The 26,111-nt window shown below is 62.1% G+C and carries 26 protein-coding genes; 21 read left to right on the top strand and 5 right to left on the bottom strand.

Translation table 11 applies throughout. The features are described 5' to 3' along the window. The first annotated feature begins 5 nt into the window (after window positions 1-5). The 3 genes from acnA (at window position 6) to AD662_RS09755 (ending at window position 5,492) form a co-directional block, all read left to right on the top strand. Window positions 6-2,747 carry an aconitate hydratase AcnA gene (gene acnA / locus AD662_RS09765; RefSeq protein WP_053186865.1) on the top strand — a complete coding sequence of 914 codons (2,742 nt, stop codon included), beginning with the start codon at window positions 6-8 and terminating at the stop codon, window positions 2,745-2,747. Window positions 2,748-3,060: 313 nt separating this feature from the next. Beyond that, window positions 3,061-3,849, top strand: coding sequence for a CPBP family intramembrane glutamic endopeptidase (locus AD662_RS09760; RefSeq protein WP_053178600.1), 789 nt, complete (start codon window positions 3,061-3,063; stop codon window positions 3,847-3,849). A gap of 77 nt (window positions 3,850-3,926) precedes the next feature. Then, window positions 3,927-5,492, top strand: coding sequence for a methyl-accepting chemotaxis protein (locus AD662_RS09755; RefSeq protein WP_018608577.1), 1,566 nt, complete (start codon window positions 3,927-3,929; stop codon window positions 5,490-5,492). Between the two features lie 148 nt (window positions 5,493-5,640). On the opposite strand, the gene AD662_RS29240 is transcribed toward AD662_RS09755, so the two are convergent. Both AD662_RS29240 and AD662_RS09745 read right to left on the bottom strand, forming a co-directional pair. Continuing rightward, window positions 5,641-5,805, bottom strand: a complete 165-nt coding sequence (locus tag AD662_RS29240) for a hypothetical protein (RefSeq protein WP_156331352.1) — start codon at window positions 5,803-5,805, stop codon at window positions 5,641-5,643. Between the two features lie 270 nt (window positions 5,806-6,075). Then, entirely contained in the window at window positions 6,076-6,765 is a 690-nt protein-coding gene (locus AD662_RS09745) for an alpha/beta family hydrolase (RefSeq protein WP_053186862.1), read from the bottom strand. 95 nt (window positions 6,766-6,860) lie between these two features. Here AD662_RS09745 and ccoN (AD662_RS09740) point away from each other — a divergent pair, with 95 nt between their 5' ends. The 18 genes from ccoN (AD662_RS09740) to AD662_RS09655 all read left to right on the top strand — a co-directional run bounded on the left by ccoN (AD662_RS09740) (window position 6,861) and on the right by AD662_RS09655 (window position 23,649). Then, a complete protein-coding gene (ccoN, locus tag AD662_RS09740) occupies window positions 6,861-8,285 on the top strand; it encodes a cytochrome-c oxidase, cbb3-type subunit I (RefSeq protein ID WP_014339375.1) in 1,425 nt (474 codons plus the stop codon). Window positions 8,286-8,295: 10 nt separating this feature from the next. After that, window positions 8,296-8,904 carry a cytochrome-c oxidase, cbb3-type subunit II gene (gene ccoO, locus AD662_RS09735; RefSeq protein ID WP_018608583.1) on the top strand — a complete coding sequence of 203 codons (609 nt, stop codon included), beginning with the start codon at window positions 8,296-8,298 and terminating at the stop codon, window positions 8,902-8,904. A gap of 3 nt (window positions 8,905-8,907) precedes the next feature. Continuing rightward, complete coding sequence (locus tag AD662_RS09730; protein WP_024618408.1) at window positions 8,908-9,111, top strand: cbb3-type cytochrome oxidase subunit 3; 204 nt, start codon at window positions 8,908-8,910, stop codon at window positions 9,109-9,111. Then, window positions 9,108-10,061, top strand: coding sequence for a cytochrome-c oxidase, cbb3-type subunit III (ccoP, locus tag AD662_RS09725; RefSeq protein WP_018608587.1), 954 nt, complete (start codon window positions 9,108-9,110; stop codon window positions 10,059-10,061). Before AD662_RS09730 ends, ccoP (AD662_RS09725) begins: the two co-directional genes overlap by 4 nt. Window positions 10,062-10,542: 481 nt before the next feature. Next, window positions 10,543-11,985 carry a cytochrome-c oxidase, cbb3-type subunit I gene (gene ccoN, locus AD662_RS09720; protein ID WP_014339379.1) on the top strand — a complete coding sequence of 481 codons (1,443 nt, stop codon included), beginning with the start codon at window positions 10,543-10,545 and terminating at the stop codon, window positions 11,983-11,985. Beyond that, window positions 11,985-12,593, top strand: a complete 609-nt coding sequence (ccoO, locus tag AD662_RS09715) for a cytochrome-c oxidase, cbb3-type subunit II (protein ID WP_014339380.1) — start codon at window positions 11,985-11,987, stop codon at window positions 12,591-12,593. Before ccoN (AD662_RS09720) ends, ccoO (AD662_RS09715) begins: the two co-directional genes overlap by 1 nt. Window positions 12,594-12,599: 6 nt before the next feature. Next, window positions 12,600-12,785: a CcoQ/FixQ family Cbb3-type cytochrome c oxidase assembly chaperone gene (locus tag AD662_RS09710; protein WP_003175465.1), complete on the top strand. Its 186-nt coding sequence runs from the start codon at window positions 12,600-12,602 to the stop codon at window positions 12,783-12,785. Next, window positions 12,782-13,765, top strand: a complete 984-nt coding sequence (gene ccoP / locus AD662_RS09705; RefSeq protein ID WP_018608605.1) for a cytochrome-c oxidase, cbb3-type subunit III — start codon at window positions 12,782-12,784, stop codon at window positions 13,763-13,765. Before AD662_RS09710 ends, ccoP (AD662_RS09705) begins: the two co-directional genes overlap by 4 nt. Window positions 13,766-13,916: 151 nt before the next feature. Further along, complete coding sequence (locus AD662_RS09700) at window positions 13,917-14,171, top strand: type II toxin-antitoxin system Phd/YefM family antitoxin (RefSeq protein ID WP_018608607.1); 255 nt, start codon at window positions 13,917-13,919, stop codon at window positions 14,169-14,171. Continuing rightward, complete coding sequence (locus AD662_RS09695) at window positions 14,172-14,588, top strand: type II toxin-antitoxin system VapC family toxin (protein ID WP_053186859.1); 417 nt, start codon at window positions 14,172-14,174, stop codon at window positions 14,586-14,588. 445 nt (window positions 14,589-15,033) lie between these two features. Continuing rightward, window positions 15,034-16,449: a cytochrome c oxidase accessory protein CcoG gene (gene ccoG, locus AD662_RS09690; RefSeq protein WP_018608611.1), complete on the top strand. Its 1,416-nt coding sequence runs from the start codon at window positions 15,034-15,036 to the stop codon at window positions 16,447-16,449. Between the two features lie 11 nt (window positions 16,450-16,460). Then, window positions 16,461-17,000, top strand: a complete 540-nt coding sequence (locus AD662_RS09685; RefSeq protein WP_018608613.1) for a FixH family protein — start codon at window positions 16,461-16,463, stop codon at window positions 16,998-17,000. A 140-nt stretch (window positions 17,001-17,140) separates the two neighbouring features. Beyond that, a complete protein-coding gene (locus AD662_RS09680; protein WP_053186856.1) occupies window positions 17,141-19,591 on the top strand; it encodes a heavy metal translocating P-type ATPase in 2,451 nt (816 codons plus the stop codon). A gap of 24 nt (window positions 19,592-19,615) precedes the next feature. Further along, window positions 19,616-19,834 (top strand): cbb3-type cytochrome oxidase assembly protein CcoS, encoded by a 219-nt coding sequence (ccoS, locus tag AD662_RS09675; protein WP_003183505.1) that lies wholly within the window; start codon window positions 19,616-19,618, stop codon window positions 19,832-19,834. Beyond that, window positions 19,827-20,510 carry a sulfite exporter TauE/SafE family protein gene (locus AD662_RS09670; RefSeq protein WP_018608618.1) on the top strand — a complete coding sequence of 228 codons (684 nt, stop codon included), beginning with the start codon at window positions 19,827-19,829 and terminating at the stop codon, window positions 20,508-20,510. Before ccoS ends, AD662_RS09670 begins: the two co-directional genes overlap by 8 nt. Before the next feature lie 302 nt (window positions 20,511-20,812). After that, entirely contained in the window at window positions 20,813-22,195 is a 1,383-nt protein-coding gene (gene hemN, locus AD662_RS09665; protein WP_053186853.1) for an oxygen-independent coproporphyrinogen III oxidase, read from the top strand. Between the two features lie 94 nt (window positions 22,196-22,289). After that, window positions 22,290-23,024, top strand: a complete 735-nt coding sequence (gene fnr, locus AD662_RS09660; protein WP_018608622.1) for a fumarate/nitrate reduction transcriptional regulator Fnr — start codon at window positions 22,290-22,292, stop codon at window positions 23,022-23,024. 76 nt (window positions 23,025-23,100) lie between these two features. After that, window positions 23,101-23,649 (top strand): adenine phosphoribosyltransferase, encoded by a 549-nt coding sequence (locus AD662_RS09655; protein ID WP_003199587.1) that lies wholly within the window; start codon window positions 23,101-23,103, stop codon window positions 23,647-23,649. A gap of 129 nt (window positions 23,650-23,778) precedes the next feature. Here AD662_RS09655 and recR read toward each other — a convergent pair whose 3' ends face one another. From recR to AD662_RS09640, 3 genes are all read right to left on the bottom strand, one after another. Beyond that, window positions 23,779-24,381, bottom strand: coding sequence for a recombination mediator RecR (gene recR / locus AD662_RS09650; RefSeq protein ID WP_003199585.1), 603 nt, complete (start codon window positions 24,379-24,381; stop codon window positions 23,779-23,781). Window positions 24,382-24,447: 66 nt separating this feature from the next. Beyond that, a complete protein-coding gene (locus AD662_RS09645; protein ID WP_053186852.1) occupies window positions 24,448-25,476 on the bottom strand; it encodes an NADP-dependent oxidoreductase in 1,029 nt (342 codons plus the stop codon). 292 nt (window positions 25,477-25,768) lie between these two features. Then, window positions 25,769-26,107, bottom strand: a complete 339-nt coding sequence (locus AD662_RS09640; protein ID WP_003183512.1) for a YbaB/EbfC family nucleoid-associated protein — start codon at window positions 26,105-26,107, stop codon at window positions 25,769-25,771. Between the last annotated feature and the right edge of the window lie 4 nt (window positions 26,108-26,111).

Raw genomic sequence — 26,111 nt, 5'->3', positions numbered from 1 at the left:
TTTCAATGCCGTCCCTCGATAGCCTGAAAACCCTTAAAACACTGCAAGTCGACGCCAGGACCTACCACTACTTCAGCCTGCCGGATGCCGCCCGAAGCCTGGGCGACCTGGACAAACTGCCCATGTCGTTGAAGGTACTGCTGGAAAACCTGCTGCGCTGGGAAGATGAAAAAACCGTCACCGGCACCGACCTCAAGGCCCTGGCCGGGTGGCTCAAGGAGCGCCGCTCCGACCGCGAGATTCAATACCGCCCCGCCCGGGTGTTGATGCAAGACTTCACCGGCGTCCCCGCCGTGGTCGACCTGGCCGCCATGCGCGCCGCCATGGAAAAGGCCGGCGGCGATCCCCAGCGGATCAACCCGCTGTCGCCGGTGGACCTGGTGATCGACCACTCGGTGATGGTGGACAAATTCGCCAGCAGCCAGGCGTTCGAGCAGAACGTCGACATCGAAATGCAACGCAACGGCGAACGCTACGCCTTCCTCCGTTGGGGCCAAAGCGCTTTCGACAACTTCAGCGTGGTGCCGCCGGGCACCGGCATCTGCCATCAGGTCAACCTCGAATACCTGGGCCGCACCGTGTGGACTAAAGAAGAAGACGGCCGCACCTACGCGTTCCCCGACACGTTGGTGGGCACTGACTCCCACACCACCATGATCAACGGCCTCGGCGTACTGGGCTGGGGCGTCGGCGGGATCGAGGCGGAAGCGGCCATGCTCGGCCAGCCGGTGTCGATGCTGATTCCCGAGGTCATCGGTTTCAAACTCGTCGGCAAACTGCGCGAAGGCATCACCGCCACCGACCTGGTGCTGACCGTCACGCAGATGCTGCGCAAGAAAGGCGTGGTGGGCAAGTTCGTCGAGTTCTATGGCGACGGTCTGGCCGACCTGCCCTTGGCCGACCGCGCCACCATCGCCAACATGGCCCCGGAATACGGCGCCACCTGCGGCTTCTTCCCAGTCGACGATGTGACCCTGGACTACTTGCGCCTGTCCGGACGCCCAGCGGAAACGGTGAAATTGGTCGAGGCCTATTGCAAGGCCCAGGGCCTGTGGCGCTTGCCCGGCCAAGAACCGGTGTTCACCGACACCCTGGAGCTGGACATGGGCAGCGTCGAGGCCAGCCTCGCCGGACCGAAACGCCCGCAGGACCGGGTCTCGCTGCCGAATGTCGGCCAGGCTTTCAGCGACTTCCTGGGATTGCAGGTCAAACCCACCAGTAAAGAAGAAGGTCGCCTGGAAAGTGAAGGTGGCGGTGGCGTCGCGGTGGGCAATGCCGATCAGGTGGGCGAAGCCGAATACGAATACGAAGGCCACACCCATCGCCTGAAAAACGGCGCGGTGGTGATCGCTGCTATCACCTCGTGCACCAACACCTCCAACCCCAGCGTGATGATGGCCGCCGGGCTGCTGGCCAAAAAAGCCGTGGAAAAGGGCCTGACCCGCAAGCCGTGGGTCAAGAGTTCCCTGGCCCCGGGTTCCAAGGTGGTCACCGACTACTACAAGGCGGCCGGCCTGACCGAGTACCTGGATAAACTTGGTTTCGACTTGGTCGGCTATGGTTGCACCACCTGCATCGGCAACTCCGGACCGTTGCCGGAGCCCATCGAAAAAGCCATCCAGAAAGCCGATCTGACGGTGGCTTCGGTATTGTCGGGCAACCGCAACTTCGAAGGCCGGGTGCACCCACTGGTGAAGACCAACTGGCTGGCCTCGCCGCCGCTGGTGGTCGCCTATGCCCTGGCCGGCACCGTGTGCATCGACATCAGCAGCGAACCGCTGGGCAACGACCGGGACGGCAAACCGGTGTACCTGCGGGACATCTGGCCCAGCAGCCAGGAAGTGGCCGCCGCCGTGGCCCAGGTCAACACCAGCATGTTCCACAAGGAATACGCCGCCGTGTTTGCCGGTGACGAACAATGGCAGGCCATCGAAGTGCCGCAAGCGGCGACTTACGTCTGGCAGGACGACTCGACCTACATCCAGCACCCGCCGTTCTTCGACGACATCGGCGGACCGCCGCCGGCCGTCAGGAACGTCGAGGGTGCCCGGGTCCTGGCCCTGTTGGGAGACTCGGTGACCACCGACCACATCTCCCCTGCCGGCAATATCAAGGCCGACAGCCCGGCCGGTCGCTACCTGCGCGAACAGGGCGTGGAGCCGCGAGACTTCAACTCCTATGGCTCCAGGCGCGGCAACCACCAGGTGATGATGCGCGGCACCTTCGCCAATATCCGCATTCGCAACGAAATGCTCGACGGCGAAGAAGGCGGCAACACGATCTACATCCCCAGTGGCGAACGCATGCCGATCTACGACGCCGCCATGCGGTACCAGGCCGCGGGCACGCCGCTGGTGGTGATCGCCGGGCAGGAATATGGCACCGGATCGAGCCGGGACTGGGCCGCCAAGGGCACGAACCTGCTGGGGGTCAAGGCGGTGATCGCCGAAAGCTTCGAGCGCATCCACCGCTCCAACCTGGTGGGCATGGGCGTGCTGCCATTGCAGTTCAAGCTCGACCAGAACCGCAAGCGCCTGAACCTTACGGGCAAGGAAACCCTGGACATCCTGGGCCTCAATGACGTCGAACTGACGCCGCGCATGAACCTGCCCCTGGTCATCACCCGAGAGGACGGCAGCCAGGAGCGAATCGAAGTGTTGTGCCGGATCGATACCTTGAATGAAGTGGAATATTTCAAGGCCGGCGGGATCCTTCACTATGTCTTGCGACAATTGATTGCCGCTTGAAATTGTGGGAGCGGGCTTGCTCGCGAAGGCGGTGAAACAGTCAACATTGATGCTGCCAGGCACACCGCTTTCGCGAGCAAGCCCGCTCCCACAGGTTCTGCGGCTCGCTGACTTTTATTCACATCTTAACGGGCGATGTTTTGTATCGGCCCGCCTATAATCCCGCCGGCACTCACGGAACAGAGTCCGCCAACGGCTTGCCCCTCCTGCGCATGAACCTGCATGGACACAAATGTGCCCTCTGCGCGACACGGTGGCGTCGAAGCCCCAACGGCCGCTCTCGCCCCGAGCTCTTCCGCTAAAAGGATGTTGTATGCCCGCTTTACCCTGGCTTCACCTGGCCCTCCTCTCCACAGGCTACGGTCTGGCGCTGGTCTACGGCCATTTGACCTGGACAGCTGCCATCTCGGTCGCGCTATTGCTGTTTGCCGGGTATGCGGTTCGCCAACAGCAAACGCCGGTAGGCCAGTTTCTCGGGCACGCCCTGTTCCTGATCATGGCCTTGGCATTGGCCCTGCACTGGATGCCTGGCTTCTTCAACGGGCGGGTGATCCCGGCGCAACGCTTGACCGACGACGCCGCGCCGTTTGCCATGTACCTGAACCAGGACAAGCCGCTGATCGGCTTCTGGCTGTTGCTGGCCTGCCCCTGGATCGTCAGCCGACGCCCGTTGCGCCTGGCGGCAGGGGCCACGGCACTGGGCCTGGCGTTGAGCGCGGTGTTGGCCCTCGGCGGAGCCATGCTGCTGGGCATGATCCACTGGGCGCCGAAATGGCCGGATCACGCCTGGTTGTGGGTGTTCAACAATCTTTTATTGGTGACGCTGGTGGAGGAAGCGCTGTTTCGTGGCTACATTCAAGGGGGCTTGAGTCGGCGCTTCAAACACCTGAGTTACGGCGACAACCTGGCGCTGCTCCTGTCCTCGCTGCTGTTCGGCCTGGTACATGCCGGCGCAGGTTGGCAATGGGTGCTGCTGTCGGGCCTGGCGGGGGTCGGTTACGGCCTGGCCTATCGTTTTGGCGGCCTGGGCGCAGCGATTGCCACGCATTTTCTCCTCAATCTGCTTCATTTCGCCCTATTTACCTACCCGATGCTGGCGTGATAGCGACAGGCAAAAATAACTTCAATTAAAACCTGACACCGCCGACAACCTTTCAAAGCCTTGCGGATCTACACACCATGCGTAACAACCAGCCCGTCACACAACGCGAAAGGACCTTCCCGGCCCAGCAACGATTGATTTCGACCACCGACGCCAAGGGCGTGATCACCTACTGCAACGACGCGTTCGTTGAGATCAGCGGGTATTCGAAGGAAGAACTGATTCGTTCGCCGCACAATCTCGTGCGCCATCCCGACGTCCCTTCCGCTGTGTTCGCGCATATGTGGGGCACGCTGAAACAAGGCTTGCCATGGATGGGCATCGTCAAGAATCGCAGCAAGAACGGCGACCATTACTGGGTCAATGCCTATGTCACGCCCGTGTTCGAGGGCAATCAGGTGATCGGCTACGAGTCGGTGCGGGTCAAGCCCTCCGCCGAACAGATCGCCCGCGCCGAGGCGCTTTATCAACGCATCAACCAAGGCAAGTCCGCAGTTCCGGGTAGCGACAAATGGGTGCCCATACTGCAGGACTGGCTACCGTTTATCCTGGTCAGCCAGTTGAGTTTCATCGTCGGCGCTTTCCTGGATTCCTCCTGGGGCTTTGCCCTGGCCGCCCTGCTGTCGGTGCCGCTGGGGCTATTAGGCCTGCAATGGCAGCAACGCGGGATCAAGCGCCTGCTGCGCCTGGCCGAGCAAACCACGTCCGACCCGCTGATCGCCCGGATGTATACCGACAGCCGCGGCGCCCAGGCACGCCTGGAGATGTCGATCCTCAGCCAGGAAGCGCGCCTGAAAACCTGCCTGACCCGCCTGCAGGACACCGCCGAGCACCTTAACGACCAGGCTCGACAGTCCAATACCCTGGCCCATGACAGTTCCAGCGGCCTGGAGCGCCAACGGGTGGAAACCGAACAGGTCGCCACGGCCGTCAACCAGATGGCGGCAACGACCCAGGAAGTCGCCAGCCACGTGCAGCGCACCGCCGACGCCACCCAGGAAGCCAATCGCCTGACCAGCCGCGGGCGCGACATCGCCGGCGAAACCCGCGAAGCCATCGAGCGCCTGTCGGTGGTAGTCGGTGAAACCGGCCACACCGTGACCCAGTTGGCCAAGGACAGCGACGAGATCGGTGGCGTGGTAGACGTGATCAAAGGCATCGCCGACCAGACCAACCTGCTGGCCCTCAACGCCGCCATCGAAGCGGCCCGCGCCGGGGAGATGGGCCGCGGCTTTGCCGTGGTGGCTGACGAAGTGCGGCAACTGGCACAACGCACCAGCGAATCCACCGGGCAGATCCACGCCCTGATCGCCAAGCTCCAGCAGACCGCCACCAACGCCGTGCAGACCATGGACGCCGGCCATCGCCAGGCCGAAGAAGGCGTGGCCCGGGTCATGGAAGCAGACGAGGCACTGGTGGGGATCAGTGCAGCGGTGGCCCATATTACCGACATGACCACCCAGATCGCCGCCGCCACCGAGGAGCAAAGCTCAGTGGCCGAGGAGATCAGCCGCAACATCAGCAATATCTCGCAGCTGGCCGACCAGACCTCTGGCCAGGCTCACAGCTCGGCACTGCTGAGCGAAGAGCTGACCCGCACGGCCAACACGCAGTACTCGTTGGTGGAGCGGTTTAACCGCTGATAGATGTCGGCTTGAGCAAAAAACCCGGACAGCGAAAGCTTCCGGGTTTTTTATTACCATTTTAAAAAATAGCGTCGCGTAACCCGCCTTCGCGAGCAGGCTCGCTCCCACAGAGGAAACGCGGTCCCACCAAGAACCAGGTCGGCTATCAGGCCGCCTCGGGATGGACGTTGATCTCGGGCGCCCCGTTAACCACGATGGCCGAACGCAGGCATTGCGTAGTGGGCACCTCGGCATGGATGCCGAGGTAGCCGCGCTGGGCCATGGATGGCCCTTCGCGGCGGCCCACGGAGCAATGCCGGAGAGAGGGCATGCCGAGCCTAGGCGAGGCACCGAGTGGTGGGGCAAGAGCGTTTTGCTTACTTTTGACTGGGCCGGCTCCCGGGCTTCTCAAAAGTGAGCCGCCGTCAGGGCGGAACCCTAAGTGGCCGTGACCGCAGCAACGGATATGTACTCAGCCAACAACATCCTGGCCAACTGTCAGACCGCTATCGCGAGCAGGCTCGCTCCCACAGGGGCTTGTGAACGCCGCAAATCCAGTGTGGGAGCGAGCTTGCTCGCGAAGAGGCCAGGACAGACGCTATCAATCCTGAAGAAACGCCGCCACCTTTCCCGCAGCAGCCTCCAGATGCTGCTCATGACTAAATCCCGAAGCCTTCAACGGCTTCAAATCATGATCCCCCGCCGCCAACCACATCACTTCAATATCCGGTGACAAGGCATACCCCTGCACCGCTTCCCGATTGCCCAACGCATCGCGCTCGCCCTGGACGATCAAGGTCCGGGTTTTCAACGCCGCCAGATGCTCGACCCGCGGTTTCTCCGGCTTGCCCACTGCATAGAAGGGATAGCCCAGGCATACCAGCGCATCGGCGCCCAGCTCATCGGCCAGCAGGCTCGCCATGCGCCCGCCCATGGATTTGCCCCCCACGGCCAGCCGCCCAGCGACATAAGGCCGCACCGTGGCGTACACCTCACGCCAGTATTCCAGCAACTTAGGCGCCGGGTTGGGTGGACGCTTGCCCCCATCCAGGCGCCGCTGGGCCATGTAGGGAAACTCGAAGCGCAACACGTTGACGCCCTGTGCGGCAAGGCGCGCGGCCATTTGCTCCATAAAGCCACTGTCCATTGGCGCTCCGGCACCATGGGCCAGGATCAGGGTTGGCGCCTTGGCGCTGGCGACCGATTGCCCGGCTGTCCATAACCAGCCGTGTTCGGCTACACATCGCGCCCATTGATCCCCGTCAATACTGGCCTTGTGCTGTTTGTCCATGCTGACCTCGCTTTTAGTCTGCCTATAACTCCAGGCGAAGAACGCCGCACTGCCTTGCGCAGGCGCTACTTCGGCTGAACCGTGGATGGGGAACCATGAACACTTCTATCAGTACCGCCTACAACTACAAGGTGGTCCGCCAATTCGCCATTATGACGGTGGTGTGGGGCATCGTCGGCATGGGGCTCGGGGTTTTTCTCGCCGCCCAATTGGTCTGGCCACAACTCAACTTCGATTTGCCATGGACCAGCTTCGGCCGCCTGCGCCCGCTGCACACCAACGCGGTGATCTTCGCCTTCGGCGGCTGCGCGTTGTTTGCCAGTTCGTTCTATTCGGTGCAACGCACCTGCCAGACCCAGCTGTTCGCGCCGAAAATCGCCGCGTTCTGCTTCTGGGGCTGGCAACTGGTGATCCTGCTGGCGGCCATCAGCCTGCCACTGGGCTACACCAGCTCCAAGGAATACGCCGAACTGGAGTGGCCGATCGACATCCTGATCACCATCGTCTGGGTTGCCTACGCCATCGTGTTCTTCGGCACCGTGGCCAAGCGCAACACCAAGCACATCTACGTCGGTAACTGGTTCTTCGGCGGGTTCATCCTGACCGTGGCGATCCTGCACATCGTCAACAACCTGGAACTGCCGGTGAGTTTCACCAAATCCTACTCGGTGTACGCCGGGGCCACGGATGCGATGGTGCAATGGTGGTACGGCCACAACGCCGTGGGCTTCTTCCTCACCGCAGGCTTCCTGGGGATGATGTACTACTTCGTGCCGAAGCAGGCCGAGCGCCCGGTGTATTCCTATCGCTTGTCCATCGTGCACTTCTGGGCGCTGATCACCCTGTACATCTGGGCCGGCCCTCACCACTTGCACTACACCGCGCTGCCGGACTGGGCACAGTCCCTGGGCATGGTGATGTCGCTGATCCTGCTGGCGCCAAGCTGGGGCGGCATGATCAACGGCATGATGACCCTGTCGGGTGCCTGGCATAAGTTGCGCAGCGACCCGATCCTGCGGTTCCTGGTGGTGTCCCTGGCGTTCTACGGCATGTCGACCTTCGAAGGTCCGATGATGGCGATCAAGACCGTCAACGCCCTCTCCCACTACACCGACTGGACCATCGGCCACGTCCATGCCGGCGCGCTCGGCTGGGTGGCGATGATTTCCATCGGTGCGCTGTACCACATGATCCCGAAGGTCTTCGGCCGGCCACAGATGCACAGCATCGGCCTGATCAACGCGCACTTCTGGCTCGCGACCATCGGCACCGTGCTGTACATCGCCTCGATGTGGGTCAACGGCATCGCCCAGGGCCTGATGTGGCGTGCGGTGAACGAGGACGGCACGCTCACCTACTCCTTCGTCGAAACCCTGGTGGCCAGCCACCCAGGCTTCGTCGTGCGGCTGGCGGGCGGGGCGATCTTCCTCCTCGGCATGCTGTTGATGGCCTACAACACCTGGCGCACCGTGCGGGCCTACCAGCCTGCCGAAGCCGCCGCTGCCGCGCAGATGGCCTGAGGAGTCCACCATGAAACACGAAACAATCGAAAAAAACGTCGGCCTGCTGATGCTGCTGATGGTCCTTGCCGTGAGCATTGGCGGCCTGACCCAGATCGTGCCGCTGTTCTTCCAGGACGTGACCAACAAGCCCGTGGACGGCATGAAGCCCTACACCGCCCTGCAACTGGAAGGCCGCGACATCTACATCCGTGAAGGCTGCGTCGGCTGCCATTCGCAGATGATTCGTCCGTTCCGCGCCGAGACCGAGCGCTACGGCCACTACTCCGTCGCCGGCGAAAGCGTCTGGGACCACCCATTCCTGTGGGGCTCCAAGCGTACCGGGCCGGACCTGGCACGGGTCGGCGCGCGCTACTCCGATGATTGGCACCGCGCCCACTTGTACAACCCGCGCAACGTCGTGCCCGAGTCGAAAATGCCCGCCTACCCGTGGCTGGTGACCCAAGCGGTGGACAGCAGCCATACCGAAGGCAAGCTGCGCGCCATGCGCACCCTGGGCGTGCCGTACAGCGACGACGACATCACCAACAGCGTGGCCTCGCTCAAGGGCAAAACCGAAATGGACGCGCTGGTGGCCTACCTGCAAGTGCTCGGCACTGCCATCAAGAGCAAGAGGTGAGCCATGGTTCTTGAAATGAGTACTGGAATGATCCGCGGCCTGGGCACGGTCGTGGTGTTCATCGCCTTCATCGGCCTGACCCTGTGGGTATTCAGCAGCAAACGTCGTCCAGAGTTCGCCGAAGCGCGCCTGCTGCCGTTCGCCGACGAGCCACCCGCTGACACCGCCACCCCCCAAGACCCTGCAACAAGGAGTACCCGGCCATGACCACCTTCTGGAGTACGTGGATCTGCGTACTGACCATCGGCAGCCTCATCGGCCTGACGTGGCTGCTGATCGGCACCCGCAAGGGCGAGACCAAGGGCAGCGTCGACCAGACCATGGGCCACAGCTTCGACGGCATCGAGGAGTACGACAATCCGCTGCCGCAGTGGTGGTTCCTGTTGTTCGCCGGCACCCTGGTGTTTTCCGTCGGCTACCTGGTCCTCTATCCGGGCCTGGGCAACTGGAAAGGCATCCTGCCAGGTTACGACAACGGCTGGACCGGCGCCCATGAGTGGGAAAAGGAAATGGCCAAGGCCGACGCCAAGTTCGGGCCGATCTTCGCCAAATTCGCCGCCATGCCCGTGGAGGAAGTGGCCAAGGACCCACAAGCCTTGAAGATGGGTGGCCGCCTGTTCGCCTCCAACTGCTCGGTCTGCCACGGCTCGGATGCCAAGGGTGCCTTCGGCTTCCCGAACCTGGCCGACAGCAACTGGCGCTGGGGCGGCGCTGCCGACACCATCAAGGCCACCATCCTGGGTGGCCGCATGGCGGCGATGCCGGCCTGGGGTGAAGTGCTGGGCGAGGCCGGGGTCAAGAACGTGGCCGCGTATGTACGCCACGACTTGGCCGGCCTGCCTCTGCCGGCGGACAGCGGTGCCGACCTGCAAGCCGGCCAGCAGGCCTTCAACACCACCTGCGTCGCCTGCCACGGCGCCACCGGCCAGGGGACCGAAGCCATGGGCGCGCCGAACCTGACGCAACCGGCCGGCTTCATCTACGGCACCAGCCTGGCACAGTTGCAGCAGACCATTCGCCATGGTCGCCAGGGCCACATGCCGGCGCAGAATGAGTTGCTGGGCAACGACAAGGTGCAACTGCTTGCTGCCTACGTCTACAGCCTGTCCCACACTGCCGGTGCCGAGCGCCTGCAAGCCGAACACAAAAGCGAATAAATCTTGACCGCGTGAACAGCCGCATCCGTCTGGATGCGGCTGCTCCGTGTCCCTGCGCGACGCATTGTCGCACCCTCCCATAGTCTTTCTTTCGGTTCCCCTGAATCGGGTCTAAGCTTGCCTTTGCGTGCACTGGCGACTGCCGGTTTCAGGTCGACCCGACCCGATGCGTTCGACAATCGTTCGTCAAAAAGGCCGCAAAGGCTGGTGAATACCGGCTGTTGCGACAGTTGCCTGGCATCACCCGAACGCTGTGTTTGAACACACCCCGTTACAACCGACCTGACCCCCTCGCCTCGTTCCTTCGTTGCGACATTTTGCCGTGGGCCATTTTTGTCCCTACACGGAACATGGAAAGGCCGCAGAATCAGCTTTGGAAAGCATTGACGCAGGTCATGGCGCGTTGCAATGACCCCCCGCTTTCTCCATACTTGCGACCGATTTTTATCCTAATAAAACACCCAAACCGTGGAACCTTAGAATGAGCACAGCAATCAGTCCGACTGCTTATAACTATAAGGTAGTCCGCCAGTTCGCCATCATGACGGTGGTCTGGGGGATCCTTGGCATGGGGCTCGGTGTCTTCATCGCCTCGCAACTGGTCTGGCCGGAGTTGAACTTCGATCTGCCATGGACGACATTTGGACGCCTGCGCCCGCTGCACACCAACCTGGTGATCTTCGCCTTCGGTGGTTGTGCATTGTTTGCCACTTCTTACTACGTCGTGCAGCGAACCTGCCAAACGCGACTGATCTCCGACGGCCTCGCCGCCTTTACCTTCTGGGGCTGGCAAGCGGTCATCGTGGGTGCGATCGTGACCTTGCCAATGGGTTTCACCACCACCAAGGAATACGCGGAACTGGAATGGCCCCTGGCTATCCTGCTGGCCATCGTCTGGGTGACCTACGGCCTGGTGTTCTTCGGCACCATCGTCAAGCGCAAGACCAAGCACATCTACGTCGGTAACTGGTTCTACGGTGCATTCATCGTCGTGACCGCCATGCTGCACATCGTCAACCACGCTTCCCTGCCGGTCAGCTTCTTCAAGTCGTACTCGGCCTACTCGGGCGCGACCGATGCGATGATCCAGTGGTGGTACGGCCACAACGCCGTGGGCTTCTTCCTGACCACGGGCTTCCTGGGGATGATGTACTACTTCGTGCCGAAACAGGCCGAGCGTCCGATCTATTCCTATCGCCTGTCCATCGTCCACTTCTGGGCGCTGATCACCCTGTACATCTGGGCCGGTCCGCACCACCTGCACTACACCGCACTGCCGGATTGGGCGCAGTCCCTGGGCATGGCGATGTCGATCATCCTGCTGGCGCCAAGCTGGGGCGGCATGATCAACGGCATGATGACCCTGTCGGGGGCCTGGCATAAGCTGCGCACCGACCCGATCCTGCGCTTTCTGGTGGTATCGCTGGCGTTCTACGGCATGTCGACCTTCGAAGGCCCGATGATGGCCATCAAGACCGTCAACTCCCTGAGCCACTACACCGACTGGACCATCGGCCACGTACACGCCGGTGCGCTCGGCTGGGTGGCAATGATCTCCATCGGCGCCATCTACCACATGATCCCGAAACTGTTCGGTCGTGCGCAGATGCACAGCACCGGCCTGATCAACGCGCACTTCTGGCTCGCGACCATCGGCACTGTGCTCTACATCGCCTCGATGTGGGTCAACGGCATCACCCAGGGCCTGATGTGGCGTGCAATCAACGACGACGGCACCCTGACCTACTCGTTCGTCGAAGCGCTGCAAGCCAGCCATCCTGGTTTCATCGTTCGTGCCCTGGGCGGCGCGTTCTTCGCCAGCGGCATGCTGTTCATGGCCTACAACGTGTACCGCACCGTTCGTGCCTCTGACCCGGCTGAAGCTGAAGCCGCCGCCAAGATCGCCGTAGTTGGAGCTCACTGATGAAGCACGAAACAGTAGAGAAGAATATCGGCCTGCTGGCCTTCTTCATGGTCATCGCCGTGAGCATCGGCGGCCTGACCCAGATCGTTCCGCTGTTTTTCCAGGACGTGACCAACAAGCCGGTCGAAGGCATGAAGCCGCGCACCGCCCTTGAGCTGGAAGGTCGCGACGTCTACATCGCCAACGGCTGTGTCGGCTGCCACTCGCAGATGATCCGTCCGTTTCGCGCAGAAACCGAACGCTACGGCCACTACTCGGTCGCCGGTGAAAGCGTCTGGGACCACCCGTTCCTGTGGGGTTCCAAGCGTACCGGTCCGGACCTGGCCCGCGTTGGCGGCCGCTACTCCGACGACTGGCAGCGTGCGCACCTGTACAACCCGCGCAACGTAGTGCCTGAGTCGAAAATGCCGGCTTACCCGTTCCTCGTAGAAAACAAGCTCGACGGCAAAGACACCGCCAAGAAAATGGAAGTCCTGCGCACCCTGGGCGTGCCTTACACCGACGAAGACATCGCCGGTGCCAAGGATGCCGTCAAGGGCAAGACTGAAATGGACGCGCTGGTGGCCTATCTGCAAGGCCTGGGCACCATCATCAAAAGCAAACGGTGATTCTTTATGGATATCGGGATGATTCGCGGCCTGGGCACTGTCGTCGTGATGGTGGCCTTTATCGGTCTGGCCCTGTGGGTGTTCAGCCCCAAGCGCAAGTCGGAGTTCGAAGACGCGACCTTGCTGCCGTTCGCGGATGATCCCGAAGCCATCAAGCACGTCGAGCAAGCTTCTAGGAGTAACAAAGAATGACTACGTTCTGGAGTCTGTACGTCACAGTCCTCAGCCTGGGTACGATCTTCGCCCTGACCTGGCTGCTGCTGTCGACCCGTAAGGGCCAGCGCGCCGAACAAACGGACGAGACTGTTGGTCACTCGTTCGATGGCATCGAAGAGTACGACAACCCACTGCCGAAATGGTGGTTCATGTTGTTCGTGGGCACCATTGTCTTCGCCCTCGGTTACCTGGTGCTCTACCCGGGCCTGGGCAACTGGAAAGGCCTGCTGCCAGGGTATAACTACCTGGACACCGAAAAGCAGACCCCTTTCGCCAATGGCCAGACCGGCTGGACCGGCGTTCACGAGTGGGAAAAGGAAATGGCTCGTTCGGACGCCAAGTTTGGTCCGATCTTCGCCAAGTTCGCGTCGATGCCGATTGAAGAAGTCGCCAAGGACCCGCAAGCCTTGAAGATGGGTGGCCGCCTGTTCGCCTCCAACTGCTCGGTCTGCCACGGTTCCGACGCCAAGGGTGCCTATGGCTTCCCTAACCTGACCGATGCCGATTGGCGCTGGGGCGGTGAGCCGGAAACCATCAAGACCACCATCATGGGCGGTCGTCACGCCGTGATGCCGGGCTGGGCTGCCGTGGTTGGCGAGCAAGGCGTCGCTGACGTGGCTTCCTACCTGGTGACCAGCCTGCACGGTCGCAAGCTGCCGGAAGGCGCCAAGGCCGATCCGGCCAACGGCCAGAAACTGTTCGCCGCCAACTGCGTGGCCTGCCACGGTCCAGCTGGCAAGGGCACGCCTGCCATGGGCGCACCTGACCTGACGCATCCGGCCGGCTTCATCTACGGTTCGAGCTTCGCTCAACTGCAGCAGACCATCCGCTACGGGCGCCAGGGCCAAATGCCGGCCCAGGCCGACTTGCAAGGCAACGACAAGGTCCACCTGCTGGCGGCCTATGTCTACAGCCTGTCTCACGGCGAAAAGGCTCCGGCCGCTGACGCCCAGTAAGACAAGTAGCTGATGCACCAAAGGCCCCGCCAATCTGATTGGCGGGGCCTTTTTGTTACCGGCCGAAAAACCTGGGTAAATCTGTTTCGCTTGCCGGCCAACCACCCTGGTAGTAACGTGCCTACATTCAAGTTCAAACGAGGACGCTTCCATGTCCATCACCACCATCTCCAGCCGCGAATTCAACCACGACACAAGTGGTGCCAAAAAAGCCACCCGTGAAGGGCCGGTGATCATCACCGACCGTGGCAAGCCAGCCCATGTACTGCTAAGCATTGAGGAGTACCAGAAACTGACCGGCATTGGCACCAGCATTGTCGAGTTGCTGGTCATGCCCAATGCGCCGGACATCGACTTCGATACCGAGCGCGCCGTCATCGCCCCCCGCTCGGTGGACTTGTCCTGAATGTTTCTACTCGATACCAATGTCATCTCGGAACTGCGCAAACCCCAGGCAGACAAAAACGTCCAAGCCTGGGCGCGCAGCGTCCCTGCTCCCAGCCTGTACGTCTCGGCGATCACCGTACTGGAACTGGAAACCGGCGTGCTGCGCTTCGAACGCAAGGACCCGACGCAGGGCAGTCGCCTGCGGGCCTGGCTGGATAATCACGTGATGCCTGCCTTTGCCGGCCGGATCCTGGCCGTGGACCGTGCCGTCGCACTGCGTTGCGCTCGCCTGCATGTGCCTGACCACAGTAATGAATGCGATGCGTTGATCGCCGCCACCGCCCTCGTCCATGGGTTGACCGTGGTGACCCGCAACGTGAGTGATTTTCAAAGCAGCGGCGTGGCGGTGCTCAACCCGTGGTCAGATCCATCCTGAGACTTCATGCGATCCTGTGGCGAGGGGATTTATCCCCGCTGGGTTGCGCAGCAACCCCCTGCGTCCTGCCTGACACAACACAGTGGCTGATGAATCATGGGGCTGCTTCGCAACCCAGCGGGGATAAATCCCCTCGCCACAAAGAGCAGGCTTATGCCTACTTGAAGTATTTGCTTGCACTGAGGGCGATTTCTCCAACCTGCCAATTTGCCTGTCCGACTCCCTTTCGTTTTTTCGCCAACGCCACGGAATGTCTATAGTCAATTGATCTGAGTCATGACTTGTTACATCCGCTACACCATTCTAGGCAGACCCCCAACGCGACCAAAGGTCGCACCCTTGGGCTAGAGCGACAGGCGTATCATTGCGCCACCGCAACACCCTTTCTGACCGTGGTCGGCACGTACTGGCCACGGCACTTTTCCACTGCCGTGGGATGCATTTGATGAGTAACCAGATTCCGGTACATGACGTTACCCCGCCTGCCAAGGACGCGAACAAAAGCGTCGACCTGTATGCCTCTCGGGAAAAAATCTACACCCGTGCCTTCACTGGCCTGTTCCGCAACCTGCGAATGGCTGGCGGCGCGCTCTTGTTCCTGCTGTATTTCGGTACGGTCTGGCTGAACTGGGGTGGCCATCAGGCCGTCTGGTGGAACCTGCCGGAGCGCAAATTCTTTATTTTCGGCGCCACCTTCTGGCCCCAGGACTTCATCCTGCTGTCCGGGATGTTGATCATTGCCGCCTTTGGCCTGTTTTTCATCACGGTCTATGCCGGACGAGTGTGGTGTGGCTACACCTGCCCACAGAGCGTATGGACCTGGATCTTCATGTGGTGCGAAAAAGTCACCGAAGGCGACCGCAACCAGCGCATCAAGCTCGACAAGGCCCCCATGGGTGCCAACAAATTCCTGCGCAAGTTCGCCAAGCACAGCCTGTGGCTGCTGATCGGCTTCGTCACCGGCATGACCTTTGTCGGTTACTTCACGCCCATCCGCGAACTGGTGTTCGAGTTCTTTACCGGCCAGGCCGATGGCTGGTCGTATTTCTGGGTGGGTTTCTTCACCCTCGCCACCTACGGCAACGCTGGCTGGCTGCGTGAGCAAGTGTGTATCTACATGTGCCCTTACGCACGCTTCCAGAGCGTGATGTTCGACAAGGACACCTTGATCGTTTCCTACGACCCGCGTCGCGGCGAAAGCCGTGGCCCACGCAAGAAGGGCGTCGACTACAAAGCCCTGGGCCTGGGGGATTGCATCGACTGCACCATGTGCGTCCAGGTCTGCCCTACCGGCATCGACATCCGTGACGGCCTGCAGATCGAGTGCATCGGCTGCGCGGCCTGCATCGATGCCTGCGACAACATCATGGACAAGATGGATTACCCACGCGGCCTGATCAGCTACACCACCGAACACAACCTTTCGGGGCAGAAAACCCATAAACTGCGCCCGCGCCTGATCGGTTATGCCTTGGTGCTGCTGACCATGATGAGCCTGTTGGCGACGGCGTTCTTCATGCGCTCGCTGGTGGGTTTCGACGTCAGCAAGGACCGCGTGCTCTACCGCGAAAACGCCGAAGGCCGGATCGAGAACGTCTACAGCCTGAAGATCATGAACAAAGACCAGCGCGACCATACGTACGTCCTGGAAGCCGCCGGCCTGCCCGACCTCAAGCTGCAAGGCCGGCGGGAAATCAAGGTCGCGGCCGGCGAGATCTACAGCCAGCCGGTCGAGCTGTCCAGCGCACCGGAGCAACTGCCATCGAGCACCAACGAGGTGACCTTCATCCTCAAGGACGCCGATGACGAAAGCGTACATGTCGAAGCCAAGAGCCGGTTCATCGGCCCACAAACTCGTTGAGAGAACTGAACATGCCTGCAGCAACCGCCACCAGCCCTTGGTACAAACACCTCTGGCCGTGGATCATCATCGCGATCCTGACCTGTTCGGTGACACTGAGCCTGACGATGGTGACCATTGCGGTGAAGAACCCGGATAACCTGGTCAACGACAACTATTACGAAGCCGGCAAGGGCATCAACCGCTCGCTGGAGCGCGAATTGCTCGCCCAGACCCTGCAACTGCATGCCAACGTGCAACTGGATGACGTGACCGGCGAAGTGAACCTGCGCCTGAACGGCAACAGCCGCCCCCAGACCCTGGAACTGAGCCTGATCTCGCCGACCCAGCCGGAGAAGGACCGCAAGATCGTCCTGACCCGCAACGACAGCGAACCGGGGCGCTACGTCGGACAGATGACAGACAAGATCGAAGGCCGGCGCTTTGTCGAATTGCTGGGAGTGGAGAACGACAAGACCTGGCGCCTGTTCGAAGAAGAACAGATCAACCACGACCAGGACATCCTGCTCGGCGATGAGCCGCTGCAAGGCGCTGAAGACCTGAAAAAATAAACGACTGCGCTTCGCGCAATCGCGAGCAAGCTCGCTCCCACAGGAGATTGCGGTGCATGACCAACCGCGATCGACTGTGGGAGCGAGCTTGCTCGCGAAGAGATTTCAGACGCCCAGAAAGCTGCGATATGTGAATACCCATGACCACTCCACAGCCCTGCTACCACTGCGCCCTGCCCGTCCCCCCCGGCAGTCGCTTCACCGCCGTTGTCCTCGGTGAAACCCGCGAGCTGTGCTGCCCGGGCTGCCAGGCGGTGGCCGAGGCCATTGTCGCCGGCGGCCTGGAAAGTTATTACCAGCATCGCAGCGAAGCGTCGGCCAACCCCGAATCCCTGCCCGTCCAGTTGACCGATGAACTGGCGCTGTACGATCGCCCAGACGTGCAGCAATCATTCGTGCGCCATGAAGGCGAACTGGCCGAAACCACCCTGTTGATGGAAGGCATCAGTTGCGCCGCCTGCGGCTGGTTGATTGAAAAACAATTACGCAGCCTGCCGGCCGTGGCTGAAGCGCGATTGAACCTGTCCAATCATCGCCTGCATGTACGCTGGGCCGACGCTCAACTGCCGCTGAGCACGCTGCTCGCCGAATTGCGCCAGATCGGCTACGTAGCGCACCCGTACCAGGCCGACCAGGCCTGTGAACAACTCGCCGCACAAAACCGCCTGGCCCTGCGCCAATTGGGTGTGGCCGGTCTGTTGTGGTTCCAGGCGATGATGGCGACCATGGCCACCTGGCCGGAATTCAACATCGACCTGAGCCCGGAGATGCACACCATCCTGCGTTGGGTTGCCCTGTTCCTCACCACACCCATCGTCTTCTATAGCTGCGCGCCGTTCTTCAAAGGCGCCATGCGCGACCTGCGCACCCGGCACCTGACCATGGACGTTTCCGTCTCCCTGGCCATCGGTGGCGCTTACGTCGCCGGGATCTGGACGTCGATCACCGGCGTCGGCGAGTTGTACTTCGATGCCGTGGGCATGTTTGCCCTGTTCCTGTTGGCCGGCCGTTACCTGGAACGCCGGGCTCGGGAGCGCACGGCTGCCGCCACCGCCCAACTGGTCAATCTGTTGCCGGCCTCGTGCCTGCGCCTGGAGGATAACGGCCAGAGTGAACGCATCCTGCTCAGCGAATTGCGCACCGGTGACCGGGTGCTGGTGCACCCCGGGGCAGTCCTGCCGGCCGATGGCAAGATTCTCGATGGCCAGTCCAGCATCGACGAATCGCTGCTGACCGGCGAATACCTGCCACAACCTCGGCAGGTGGGCGACGCGGTCACCGCCGGCACGCTGAACGTCGAAGGCGCCTTGACGGTCGAGGTGCTGGCGCTCGGGCAAGACACCCGACTGTCGGCCATCGTCCGGCTGCTGGAACGGGCCCAGGCCGAGAAGCCGCGACTGGCGGAAATCGCCGATCGCGCTGCCCAATGGTTCCTGTTGTTCTCCCTGGTCGCGGCGGCGGCCATCGGCCTGTTGTGGTGGCAATTGGACGCTTCGCGGGCCTTCTGGATCGTCCTGGCGATGTTGGTTGCCACCTGCCCTTGCGCGTTGTCCCTCGCCACGCCAACTGCCCTCACCGCCGCTACCGGCACCTTGCACAAGCTCGGCCTGCTGCTGACGCGCGGCCATGTGCTGGAAGGCCTGAACCAGATCGACACGGTGATTTTCGACAAAACCGGCACCCTCACCGAAGGTCGCCTGGCGTTGCGCGCCATTCGACCATTGGCGGCCCTCGACAGCGATCAATGCCTGGGCTTGGCCGCCGCCCTGGAAAACCGCTCGGAACACCCTATCGCCCGCGCCTTCGGCCGCGCGCCACTGGCCGCCGAGCAGGTACACAGCACCCCGGGGCTGGGGCTGGAAGGCCTCGTGGCGGAACAGCGCCTGCGCATCGGCCAACCCGGTTTTGTCTGCGAACTCAGTGGCGCGACGGTGCCGGTGATGCCGGATGAGGCCGGGCAATGGCTGTTGCTGGGCGATGAGATCGGCCCCCTGGCCTGGTTCGTCCTCGATGACCGCTTGCGCGTCGATGCCCCGGCGCTGCTGGCGGCCTGCAAGGCACGGGGCTGGCGGACGCTGCTGTTGTCGGGGGACAGTTCACCCATGGTTGCCAGCGTCGCCGCCGAGCTGGGCATCGATGAGGCTCGCGGCGGCCTGCGCCCGGACGACAAACTGGCCGTGTTGCAGCAGTTGCACCAACAGGGCCGCAAGGTGTTGATGCTCGGCGATGGGGTGAACGACGTGCCCGTGCTGGCGGCGGCGGACATCAGTGTCGCCATGGGCTCGGCCACCGACCTGGCCAAGACCAGCGCCGACGCCGTGCTGCTGTCCAACCGCCTCGACGCCCTGATCCACGCCTTCAGCCTGGCCCGACGCACCCGCCGGGTGATCATTGAGAACCTGGTGTGGGCAGGGCTGTACAATGGCCTCATGTTGCCGTTCGCCGCCCTCGGCTGGATTACGCCGGTGTGGGCGGCGGTCGGCATGTCCATCAGTTCGTTGACCGTGGTGTTGAATGCGCTGAGGCTGACGCGTCAGCCCAAGGCGCAGGTTTTCGACGCCACGCCCGATACCCGCCCGCTGCCGGCCTGAGCCGCGCGGGCATGGAGTTCCGACATGCCAGCTCTCTACGTGATGATCCCGGCCGCGCTGCTGATCGTGGCCATCGCCGTGTACATTTTCTTCTGGGCCGTGGACAGCGGCCAGTACGACGACCTCGACGGTCCGGCCCACAGCATTCTGTTCGACGACCAGGACCCGAACCACAAGGCGGCGGTGGACGAAGCCAGTGGCGAGGCCCGCAAGCCGGACGACAAGGCTCCGCCCCATGCTTGATCTGGCGCCACTGCTGGTTTCGGCCGTTATCCTTGGCCTGCTCGGCGGCGGCCACTGCCTGGGCATGTGCGGCGGCCTGATGGGCGCCCTGACCCTGGCGATCCCAAAGGAACAACGCAGCCGGCGCTTTCGGTTGCTACTGGCGTACAACCTGGGGCGGATCCTGAGCTACGCCACCGCCGGGTTGCTGATCGGCCTGGCCGGCTGGGCCGTGTCCAACAGTCCGGCAGCGATGATCATGCGGGTGCTGGCCGGCTTGCTGTTGATTGCCATGGGCTTGTACCTGGCGGGCTGGTGGAGCGGCCTGACGCGCATCGAAAGCGTGGGGCGTGGTTTGTGGCGGCACATCCAACCCGTCGCCAACCGTTTGCTGCCGGTGTCGAGCCTGCCCCGGGCCTTGCTGCTCGGCGCGCTGTGGGGCTGGCTGCCGTGCGGCCTGGTCTACAGCACCCTGCTCTGGTCCGCCAGCCAGGGCAATGCGCTGGACAGTGCGTTGCTGATGCTCGCCTTCGGCCTGGGCACCTGGCCGGTACTGCTCGCCACCGGCCTGGCCGCCGAACGCGTCACCGCCCTGCTGCGCAAACGCAGCGTGCGCATGGCCGGTGGCTTGTTGGTGATTATTTTCGGGGTATGGACACTGCCGGGGCCGCATCAGCATTGGCTCATGGGGCATTGACCGAGTCGCCGCCCATCGCGAGCAGGCTCGCTCCCACAGAAGACTTGTGGTGAACACCACATTTGTGAGCGCCCTAGATCAAGTGTGGGAGCCAAGCTTGCTCGCGATAGCGGTGGCTCAGCTGGCATCCCTGTTGGATGTGCCGCCGTCATCGCGAGCAAGCTCGGCTCCCACAGGTCATGCGTCGTCCTCAAAAACCATGCACACCTTCCTTCGCAGCGAGCCCGTTGACGCAAATCAAAACGGCCACGCCCACGCGCCCCTAGACTCGCCCCATGCCAGTCTATCCGGGGAATGCCCGCATGCTCGACACCATTTGTTGGGACTCAGATCTCATCCGCCGTTACGACCTGGCGGGACCACGCTACACCTCGTACCCCACTGCAGCGCAGTTCGCCAGCCAGGTGGGCACCTTCGACCTGCTCCACGCCCTGCGCGACAGCCGCAAGGCCCTGCGACCGTTGTCGCTGTACGTGCACATACCGTTCTGCGCGAACATTTGCTACTACTGCGCCTGCAACAAGGTCATCACCAAGGACCGCGGCCGTGCCCACGCCTATCTGCAGCGCCTGGAACAGGAAATCCAGTTGATCGGCTGCCACCTGGACCCCACCCAGCGCGTAGAACAGTTGCACTTTGGCGGAGGCACCCCGACGTTCCTCAGCCACGACGAACTGCGCCAACTGATGGCCAAGCTGCGCAAGCACCTGAACCTGCTGGACGACGACTCCGGCGACTACGGCATCGAAATCGACCCCAGGGAAGCCGACTGGTCGACCATGGGCCTGTTGCGTGAACTGGGTTTCAACCGGGTCAGTATCGGCCTGCAAGACCTTGATCCAGCGGTGCAGCGGGCCGTCAATCGCCTGCAAAGCCTGGAAGAAACCCGTGCCGTGGTCGAAGCCGCCCGGACCTTGCAATTCCGTTCGATCAACATCGACCTGATCTACGGGCTGCCCAAGCAGACCCCGGAAAACTTCGCCCGCACCGTCCAGGAAGTCATCCATCTGCAACCGGACCGACTCTCGGTGTTCAACTACGCCCACCTGCCGGAACGCTTCATGCCCCAGCGGCGCATCAATAGCCAGGACTTGCCGAACCCGGAGCAGAAACTGGCGATGCTGCAAGGCACCATCGAACAACTGGCCGCCGCCGGTTACCGCTATGTCGGCATGGACCACTTCGCCCTGCCCGACGACGAACTGGCAATCGCCCAGGAAGAGGCTACGTTGCAGCGCAACTTCCAGGGCTACACCACCCATGGCCATTGCGACCTGATCGGCCTTGGCGTGTCAGCCATCAGCCAGATCGGCGATTTGTACTGCCAGAACAGCAGTGACCTGAACCATTACCAGAACACCCTCGCCGACGGGCAACTGGCGACCAGTCGCGGGCTGATCTGCAACGCTGACGACCGGCTGCGGCGCGCGGTGATCCAGCAGTTGATCTGTCATTTCCACCTGCCCTTCGCCGAGATCGAGCAAACCTTCAACATCGATTTTCGCGGTTACTTCGCGCCGCAGTGGCCGCAATTGCAGGCCATGGCCGCGGATGGGCTGATCGAGTTGGATAACACCCACATCCGGGTATTGCCCGCCGGGCGCCTGCTGGTGCGATCGGTGTGCATGGTGTTCGATGCCTATCTGGACCTGCACAATCGCCAACGCTTCTCCCGAGTCATCTGAGCGCGACAATTTGACGACGAAACCACGCTGGCCGGACTGTCTGCTCTGGGGTACCCTTACGCCTTATGCGTGATTTCCCACAAGGATTTAAGAAATGTCCGAGCCAGTCAAACTGCGCGCCCACAACCAGGCCCATTGCAAGGATTGCAGCCTGGCCCCCCTCTGCCTGCCACTTTCGCTGAACCTGGAGGACATGGACGCGCTGGACGACATCGTTAAACGGGGCCGTCCGTTGAAAAAAGGTGAATTCCTGTTTCGCCAGGGCGACACCTTCGATTCGGTCTATGCGGTGCGCTCGGGCGCCTTGAAGACCTTCAACCTGAGCGACGGCGGCGAAGAACAGCTCACCGGCTTCCACCTGCCCAGCGAACTGGTGGGCCTGTCCGGTATGGACACCGAGTCCCATCCAGTCTCGGCCCAGGCGCTGGAAACCACCTCGGTGTGCGAAATTCCCTTTGATCGCCTGGACGAGTTGTCCATACAGCTGCCGCAACTGCGCCGCCAGTTGATGCGGGTCATGAGCCGGGAAATTCGTGACGATCAGCAAATGATGCTGCTGCTTTCGAAAAAAACCGCCGACGAGCGTATCGCCACGTTCCTGGTCAACCTCTCGGCACGCTTCCGCGCCCGCGGGTTCTCGGCCAACCAGTTCCGCCTGAGCATGTCGCGCAACGAAATCGGCAACTACCTGGGCCTCGCGGTGGAAACCGTGTCCAGGGTATTCACCCGCTTCCAGCAGAACGAGCTGATTGCCGCCGAAGGCAAGGAAATTCACATTCTCGACCCGATCCAGCTCTGCGCCCTGGCCGGCGGCTCGATCGAAGGCTGATGGCCGCGCGCGGCTGAGGGATGTTCCCAGCCGCGCTATACTGCCGCGTTTGCAGCCCTGCCAGGACACTTCCACGATGGTCTTCGACTCCTTCGACATCAAATCCCTGATTCGCCCCGTGATCGATTTCCCCAAGCCCGGCGTGATCTTTCGCGACATTACCCCACTCTTCCAATCCCCGACTGCCCTGCGACTGGTCATGGACAGTTTCGCCCACCGGTATGTCGAGGCCGAGTTCACTCATATCGGCGCGATGGATGCGCGGGGTTTCCTGATCGGCTCGATCCTGGCCTATCAGTTGAACAAACCGCTGATCCTGTTCCGCAAGCAAGGCAAGCTGCCGGCCGATGTGCTGGCCGAGGGTTACCAGACCGAATACGGCGAAGCCTTCCTTGAAGTGCACGCCGATAGCTTGTGCGAGGGTGATTCGGTGGTGATGTTCGATGACCTGATCGCCACTGGCGGCACGCTGATCGCCGCTGCCAACCTGATCCGCCGCATGGGCGCCAAGGTCCACGAAGCCGCAGCGATCATCGACCTGCCGGAGCTGCTCGGCTCCCAGCGCCTGGAAGACATGGGGATACCGACGTTCTGCCTGACGCAGTTCTCGCTCAGCGAAAAATAATCGGGAAACTGCAATCGAACCTGTGGGAGCGGGCTTGCTCGCGAAAGCGGTGTATCAGTAAACGATGATGTTGACTGGCACACCGCTTTCGCGAGCAAGCCCGCTCCCACATCAGTTTTTGGGTGGCGGCTACAAGGCGATCGGCTTGCGCCCTGCAAACGAATGCGCCAGTGTCCCGCCATCCACCAACTCAAGCTCCCCACCCAGCGGCACGCCGTGGGCGATGCGCGAGGCGATCAGGCCTTTGTTGTTGAGCAATTGGGCGATGTAATGGGCGGTGGCTTCGCCTTCGACCGTCGGGTTCGTGGCGAGGATGACTTCCGTGAACGTACCCGCCTCTTCGATCCGCGCGATCAACTGTGGAATGCCGATGGCTTCAGGCCCCAGGCCGTCGAGCGGCGACAAATGGCCCTTGAGCACGAAATAACGGCCACGAAAACCGGTCTGCTCCACCGCATACACATCCATCGGCCCTTCCACCACGCAGAGCAGGCTGTCGTCCCGACGCGGGTCAGCGCATTGCGGGCAGAGGTCGTCTTCGGTGAGGGTGCGACATAAACGGCAATGCCCTACGCCTTCCATGGCCTGGCTCAGGGCCTGGGCCAGGCGCGAACCGCCGCTGCGATCACGCTCGAGCAATTGCAACGCCATGCGCTGGGCAGTTTTCTGACCTACACCCGGCAACGTTCGCAGGGCATCGATCAGTTGGCGAATCAAAGGGCTGAAGCTCATGGAGGAAATGTCCGACATAACAACGAGACGCGGTTTATACCCGCGCCTCCGATTAGCGTCAAATACTCAATCCTGCGCGACCCGCACCACCAACTTGCCGAAGTTGCGCCCTTCCAACAACCCGATAAACGCCTGTGGCGCATTCTCAAGGCCATCGACCACGTCCTCACGGAACTTGACCTTGCCATCACGCACCCACGGGGCCATGGCGCTGATGAACTCCGGCTGACGGTCACCGTAGTCATCAAACACAATAAACCCCTGGATCCGCATGCGCTTGTTCAGCAAGGTGCGCTGCAACTGCGGCAAGCGATCCGGGCCGCTCGGCGCTTGATGATCGTTGTAGGAAGCGATCAGGCCACAGAGCGGGATCCGCGCCTTGGCGTTGAGCAGCGGCACGACGGCATCGAAAACCTTGCCACCGACGTTTTCGTAATAGATGTCGATGCCCTTGTCGCAAGCCTGGGCCAGTTCCTCGGCAAAACGTGCGCTCTTGTGATCGACACAGGCGTCAAACCCCAGCTCGTCGACCACGTACTTGCATTTCTCGCTGCCTCCCGCGACGCCGACGACACGCAGGCCCTTGATTTTCGCCACCTGGCCGACCACCGAGCCCACCGCACCCGAGGCCGCTGCGACCACCAGGGTCTCCCCGGCCTTGGGCTGGCCAATGTCCATCAGCCCCATGTAAGCGGTCATGCCTGGCATGCCCAGCACACCCAGGGCCATCGACGGGCTGGGCAGCCCCGAGGGGATGGGCATCACGTTGCGCCCGTCGCTGATGCTGTGGCTCTGCCAACCGGTGGCCCCCACCACCAGATCACCCTCCTGGAATTTCGGGTGCGTCGAGCGTTCCACGCGGCTGACGGCGCCGCCGGTCATCACCTCGTCGATTTTTACCGGAGCAGCGTAGGAAGGCGCGTCACTCATTCGCCCGCGCATGTAGGGGTCCAGGGACAGGAATAGTGTCTTGAGCAGAATTTGTCCCTCCGCCAGATCCGGCAGTGTCACGTGTTCAAGACGAAAATTTTCCGGCGTGGGCGCCCCTTGGGGGCGGGAGGCCAGGACGATGCGCTGACTGGAAATCGATGACATGGATGCGTCTCCTTGTTCGTTGAGCGGACACGTATAGGAAGCAGACCATTGCCGAAGGGGCGGCGTTCGATGTTTGTTCAGCCGGCACTTGTGGGAGCAAGGCTTGCCCGCGATGAACGATGGCGCGCAGTTCCGACAAACCGAGGCGCCTGCATCGCGGGCAAGCCTTGCTCCCACAGAGCCTTGCTCCCACAGGTAAGGTTTCTGTCACCGCTCGCCCCTACGACAGAAACAACAATGCCAGGCGCGATGCCTGGCATTGTGTGTAGCCCATCCCGACCGGGATGGCGAATCAGAACGGCAGTTTCATGCCCGGCGGCAGCTGCATACCGGCCGTCATGCCGGACATCTTGTCCTGGCTGTTGGCTTCGATCTTGCGCACCGCGTCATTGACGGCGGCGGCGAACAGGGCTTCGAGCATTTCCTTGTCGTCTTCGCTCAGGCCTTCGACCACGCTTGGGTCGATGCTGACGCGCTTGATGTCGTGGCGACCGGTCATGACCACGGTCACCATGTCGCCGCCGGACTTGCCGGTGACTTCGGCGTTGGCCAGTTCTTCCTGCATCTTGGCCATTTTTTCCTGCATCTGCTGCGCCTGCTTCATCAGGCCGGCCATGCCACCTTTCATCATGGGA

This window comes from Pseudomonas kilonensis (genome assembly GCF_001269885.1).
GTDB classification, from domain to species: Bacteria; Pseudomonadota; Gammaproteobacteria; order Pseudomonadales; family Pseudomonadaceae; genus Aquipseudomonas; species Aquipseudomonas kilonensis.
Note: the sequence above shows the minus strand (reverse complement) of the source record. Positions and strands in the feature narration are given on the sequence as shown.

What these genes read in the sequence shown, in the direction of transcription:
- AD662_RS09685 (WP_018608613.1), top strand. Translation starts at nt 16,461, where the DNA reads ATGCCTGCAGCAACCGCCACCAGCCCTTGGTACAAACACCTCTGGCCG.
- AD662_RS29240 (WP_156331352.1), bottom strand. Translation starts at nt 5,805, where the DNA reads ATGCCCTCTCTCCGGCATTGCTCCGTGGGCCGCCGCGAAGGGCCATCC.
- AD662_RS09640 (WP_003183512.1), bottom strand. Translation starts at nt 26,107, where the DNA reads ATGATGAAAGGTGGCATGGCCGGCCTGATGAAGCAGGCGCAGCAGATG.
- AD662_RS09695 (WP_053186859.1), top strand. Translation starts at nt 14,172, where the DNA reads ATGTTTCTACTCGATACCAATGTCATCTCGGAACTGCGCAAACCCCAG.
- ccoP (WP_018608605.1), top strand. Translation starts at nt 12,782, where the DNA reads ATGACTACGTTCTGGAGTCTGTACGTCACAGTCCTCAGCCTGGGTACG.
- AD662_RS09745 (WP_053186862.1), bottom strand. Translation starts at nt 6,765, where the DNA reads ATGGACAAACAGCACAAGGCCAGTATTGACGGGGATCAATGGGCGCGA.
- AD662_RS09655 (WP_003199587.1), top strand. Translation starts at nt 23,101, where the DNA reads ATGGTCTTCGACTCCTTCGACATCAAATCCCTGATTCGCCCCGTGATC.
- ccoN (WP_014339379.1), top strand. Translation starts at nt 10,543, where the DNA reads ATGAGCACAGCAATCAGTCCGACTGCTTATAACTATAAGGTAGTCCGC.
- ccoN (WP_014339375.1), top strand. Translation starts at nt 6,861, where the DNA reads ATGAACACTTCTATCAGTACCGCCTACAACTACAAGGTGGTCCGCCAA.
- AD662_RS09680 (WP_053186856.1), top strand. Translation starts at nt 17,141, where the DNA reads ATGACCACTCCACAGCCCTGCTACCACTGCGCCCTGCCCGTCCCCCCC.
- recR (WP_003199585.1), bottom strand. Translation starts at nt 24,381, where the DNA reads ATGAGCTTCAGCCCTTTGATTCGCCAACTGATCGATGCCCTGCGAACG.
- AD662_RS09700 (WP_018608607.1), top strand. Translation starts at nt 13,917, where the DNA reads ATGTCCATCACCACCATCTCCAGCCGCGAATTCAACCACGACACAAGT.
- AD662_RS09670 (WP_018608618.1), top strand. Translation starts at nt 19,827, where the DNA reads ATGCTTGATCTGGCGCCACTGCTGGTTTCGGCCGTTATCCTTGGCCTG.
- AD662_RS09710 (WP_003175465.1), top strand. Translation starts at nt 12,600, where the DNA reads ATGGATATCGGGATGATTCGCGGCCTGGGCACTGTCGTCGTGATGGTG.
- fnr (WP_018608622.1), top strand. Translation starts at nt 22,290, where the DNA reads ATGTCCGAGCCAGTCAAACTGCGCGCCCACAACCAGGCCCATTGCAAG.
- AD662_RS09645 (WP_053186852.1), bottom strand. Translation starts at nt 25,476, where the DNA reads ATGTCATCGATTTCCAGTCAGCGCATCGTCCTGGCCTCCCGCCCCCAA.
- AD662_RS09730 (WP_024618408.1), top strand. Translation starts at nt 8,908, where the DNA reads ATGGTTCTTGAAATGAGTACTGGAATGATCCGCGGCCTGGGCACGGTC.
- AD662_RS09760 (WP_053178600.1), top strand. Translation starts at nt 3,061, where the DNA reads ATGCCCGCTTTACCCTGGCTTCACCTGGCCCTCCTCTCCACAGGCTAC.
- acnA (WP_053186865.1), top strand. Translation starts at nt 6, where the DNA reads ATGCCGTCCCTCGATAGCCTGAAAACCCTTAAAACACTGCAAGTCGAC.
- ccoO (WP_014339380.1), top strand. Translation starts at nt 11,985, where the DNA reads ATGAAGCACGAAACAGTAGAGAAGAATATCGGCCTGCTGGCCTTCTTC.
- hemN (WP_053186853.1), top strand. Translation starts at nt 20,813, where the DNA reads ATGCTCGACACCATTTGTTGGGACTCAGATCTCATCCGCCGTTACGAC.
- ccoG (WP_018608611.1), top strand. Translation starts at nt 15,034, where the DNA reads ATGAGTAACCAGATTCCGGTACATGACGTTACCCCGCCTGCCAAGGAC.
- AD662_RS09755 (WP_018608577.1), top strand. Translation starts at nt 3,927, where the DNA reads ATGCGTAACAACCAGCCCGTCACACAACGCGAAAGGACCTTCCCGGCC.
- ccoO (WP_018608583.1), top strand. Translation starts at nt 8,296, where the DNA reads ATGAAACACGAAACAATCGAAAAAAACGTCGGCCTGCTGATGCTGCTG.
- ccoP (WP_018608587.1), top strand. Translation starts at nt 9,108, where the DNA reads ATGACCACCTTCTGGAGTACGTGGATCTGCGTACTGACCATCGGCAGC.
- ccoS (WP_003183505.1), top strand. Translation starts at nt 19,616, where the DNA reads ATGCCAGCTCTCTACGTGATGATCCCGGCCGCGCTGCTGATCGTGGCC.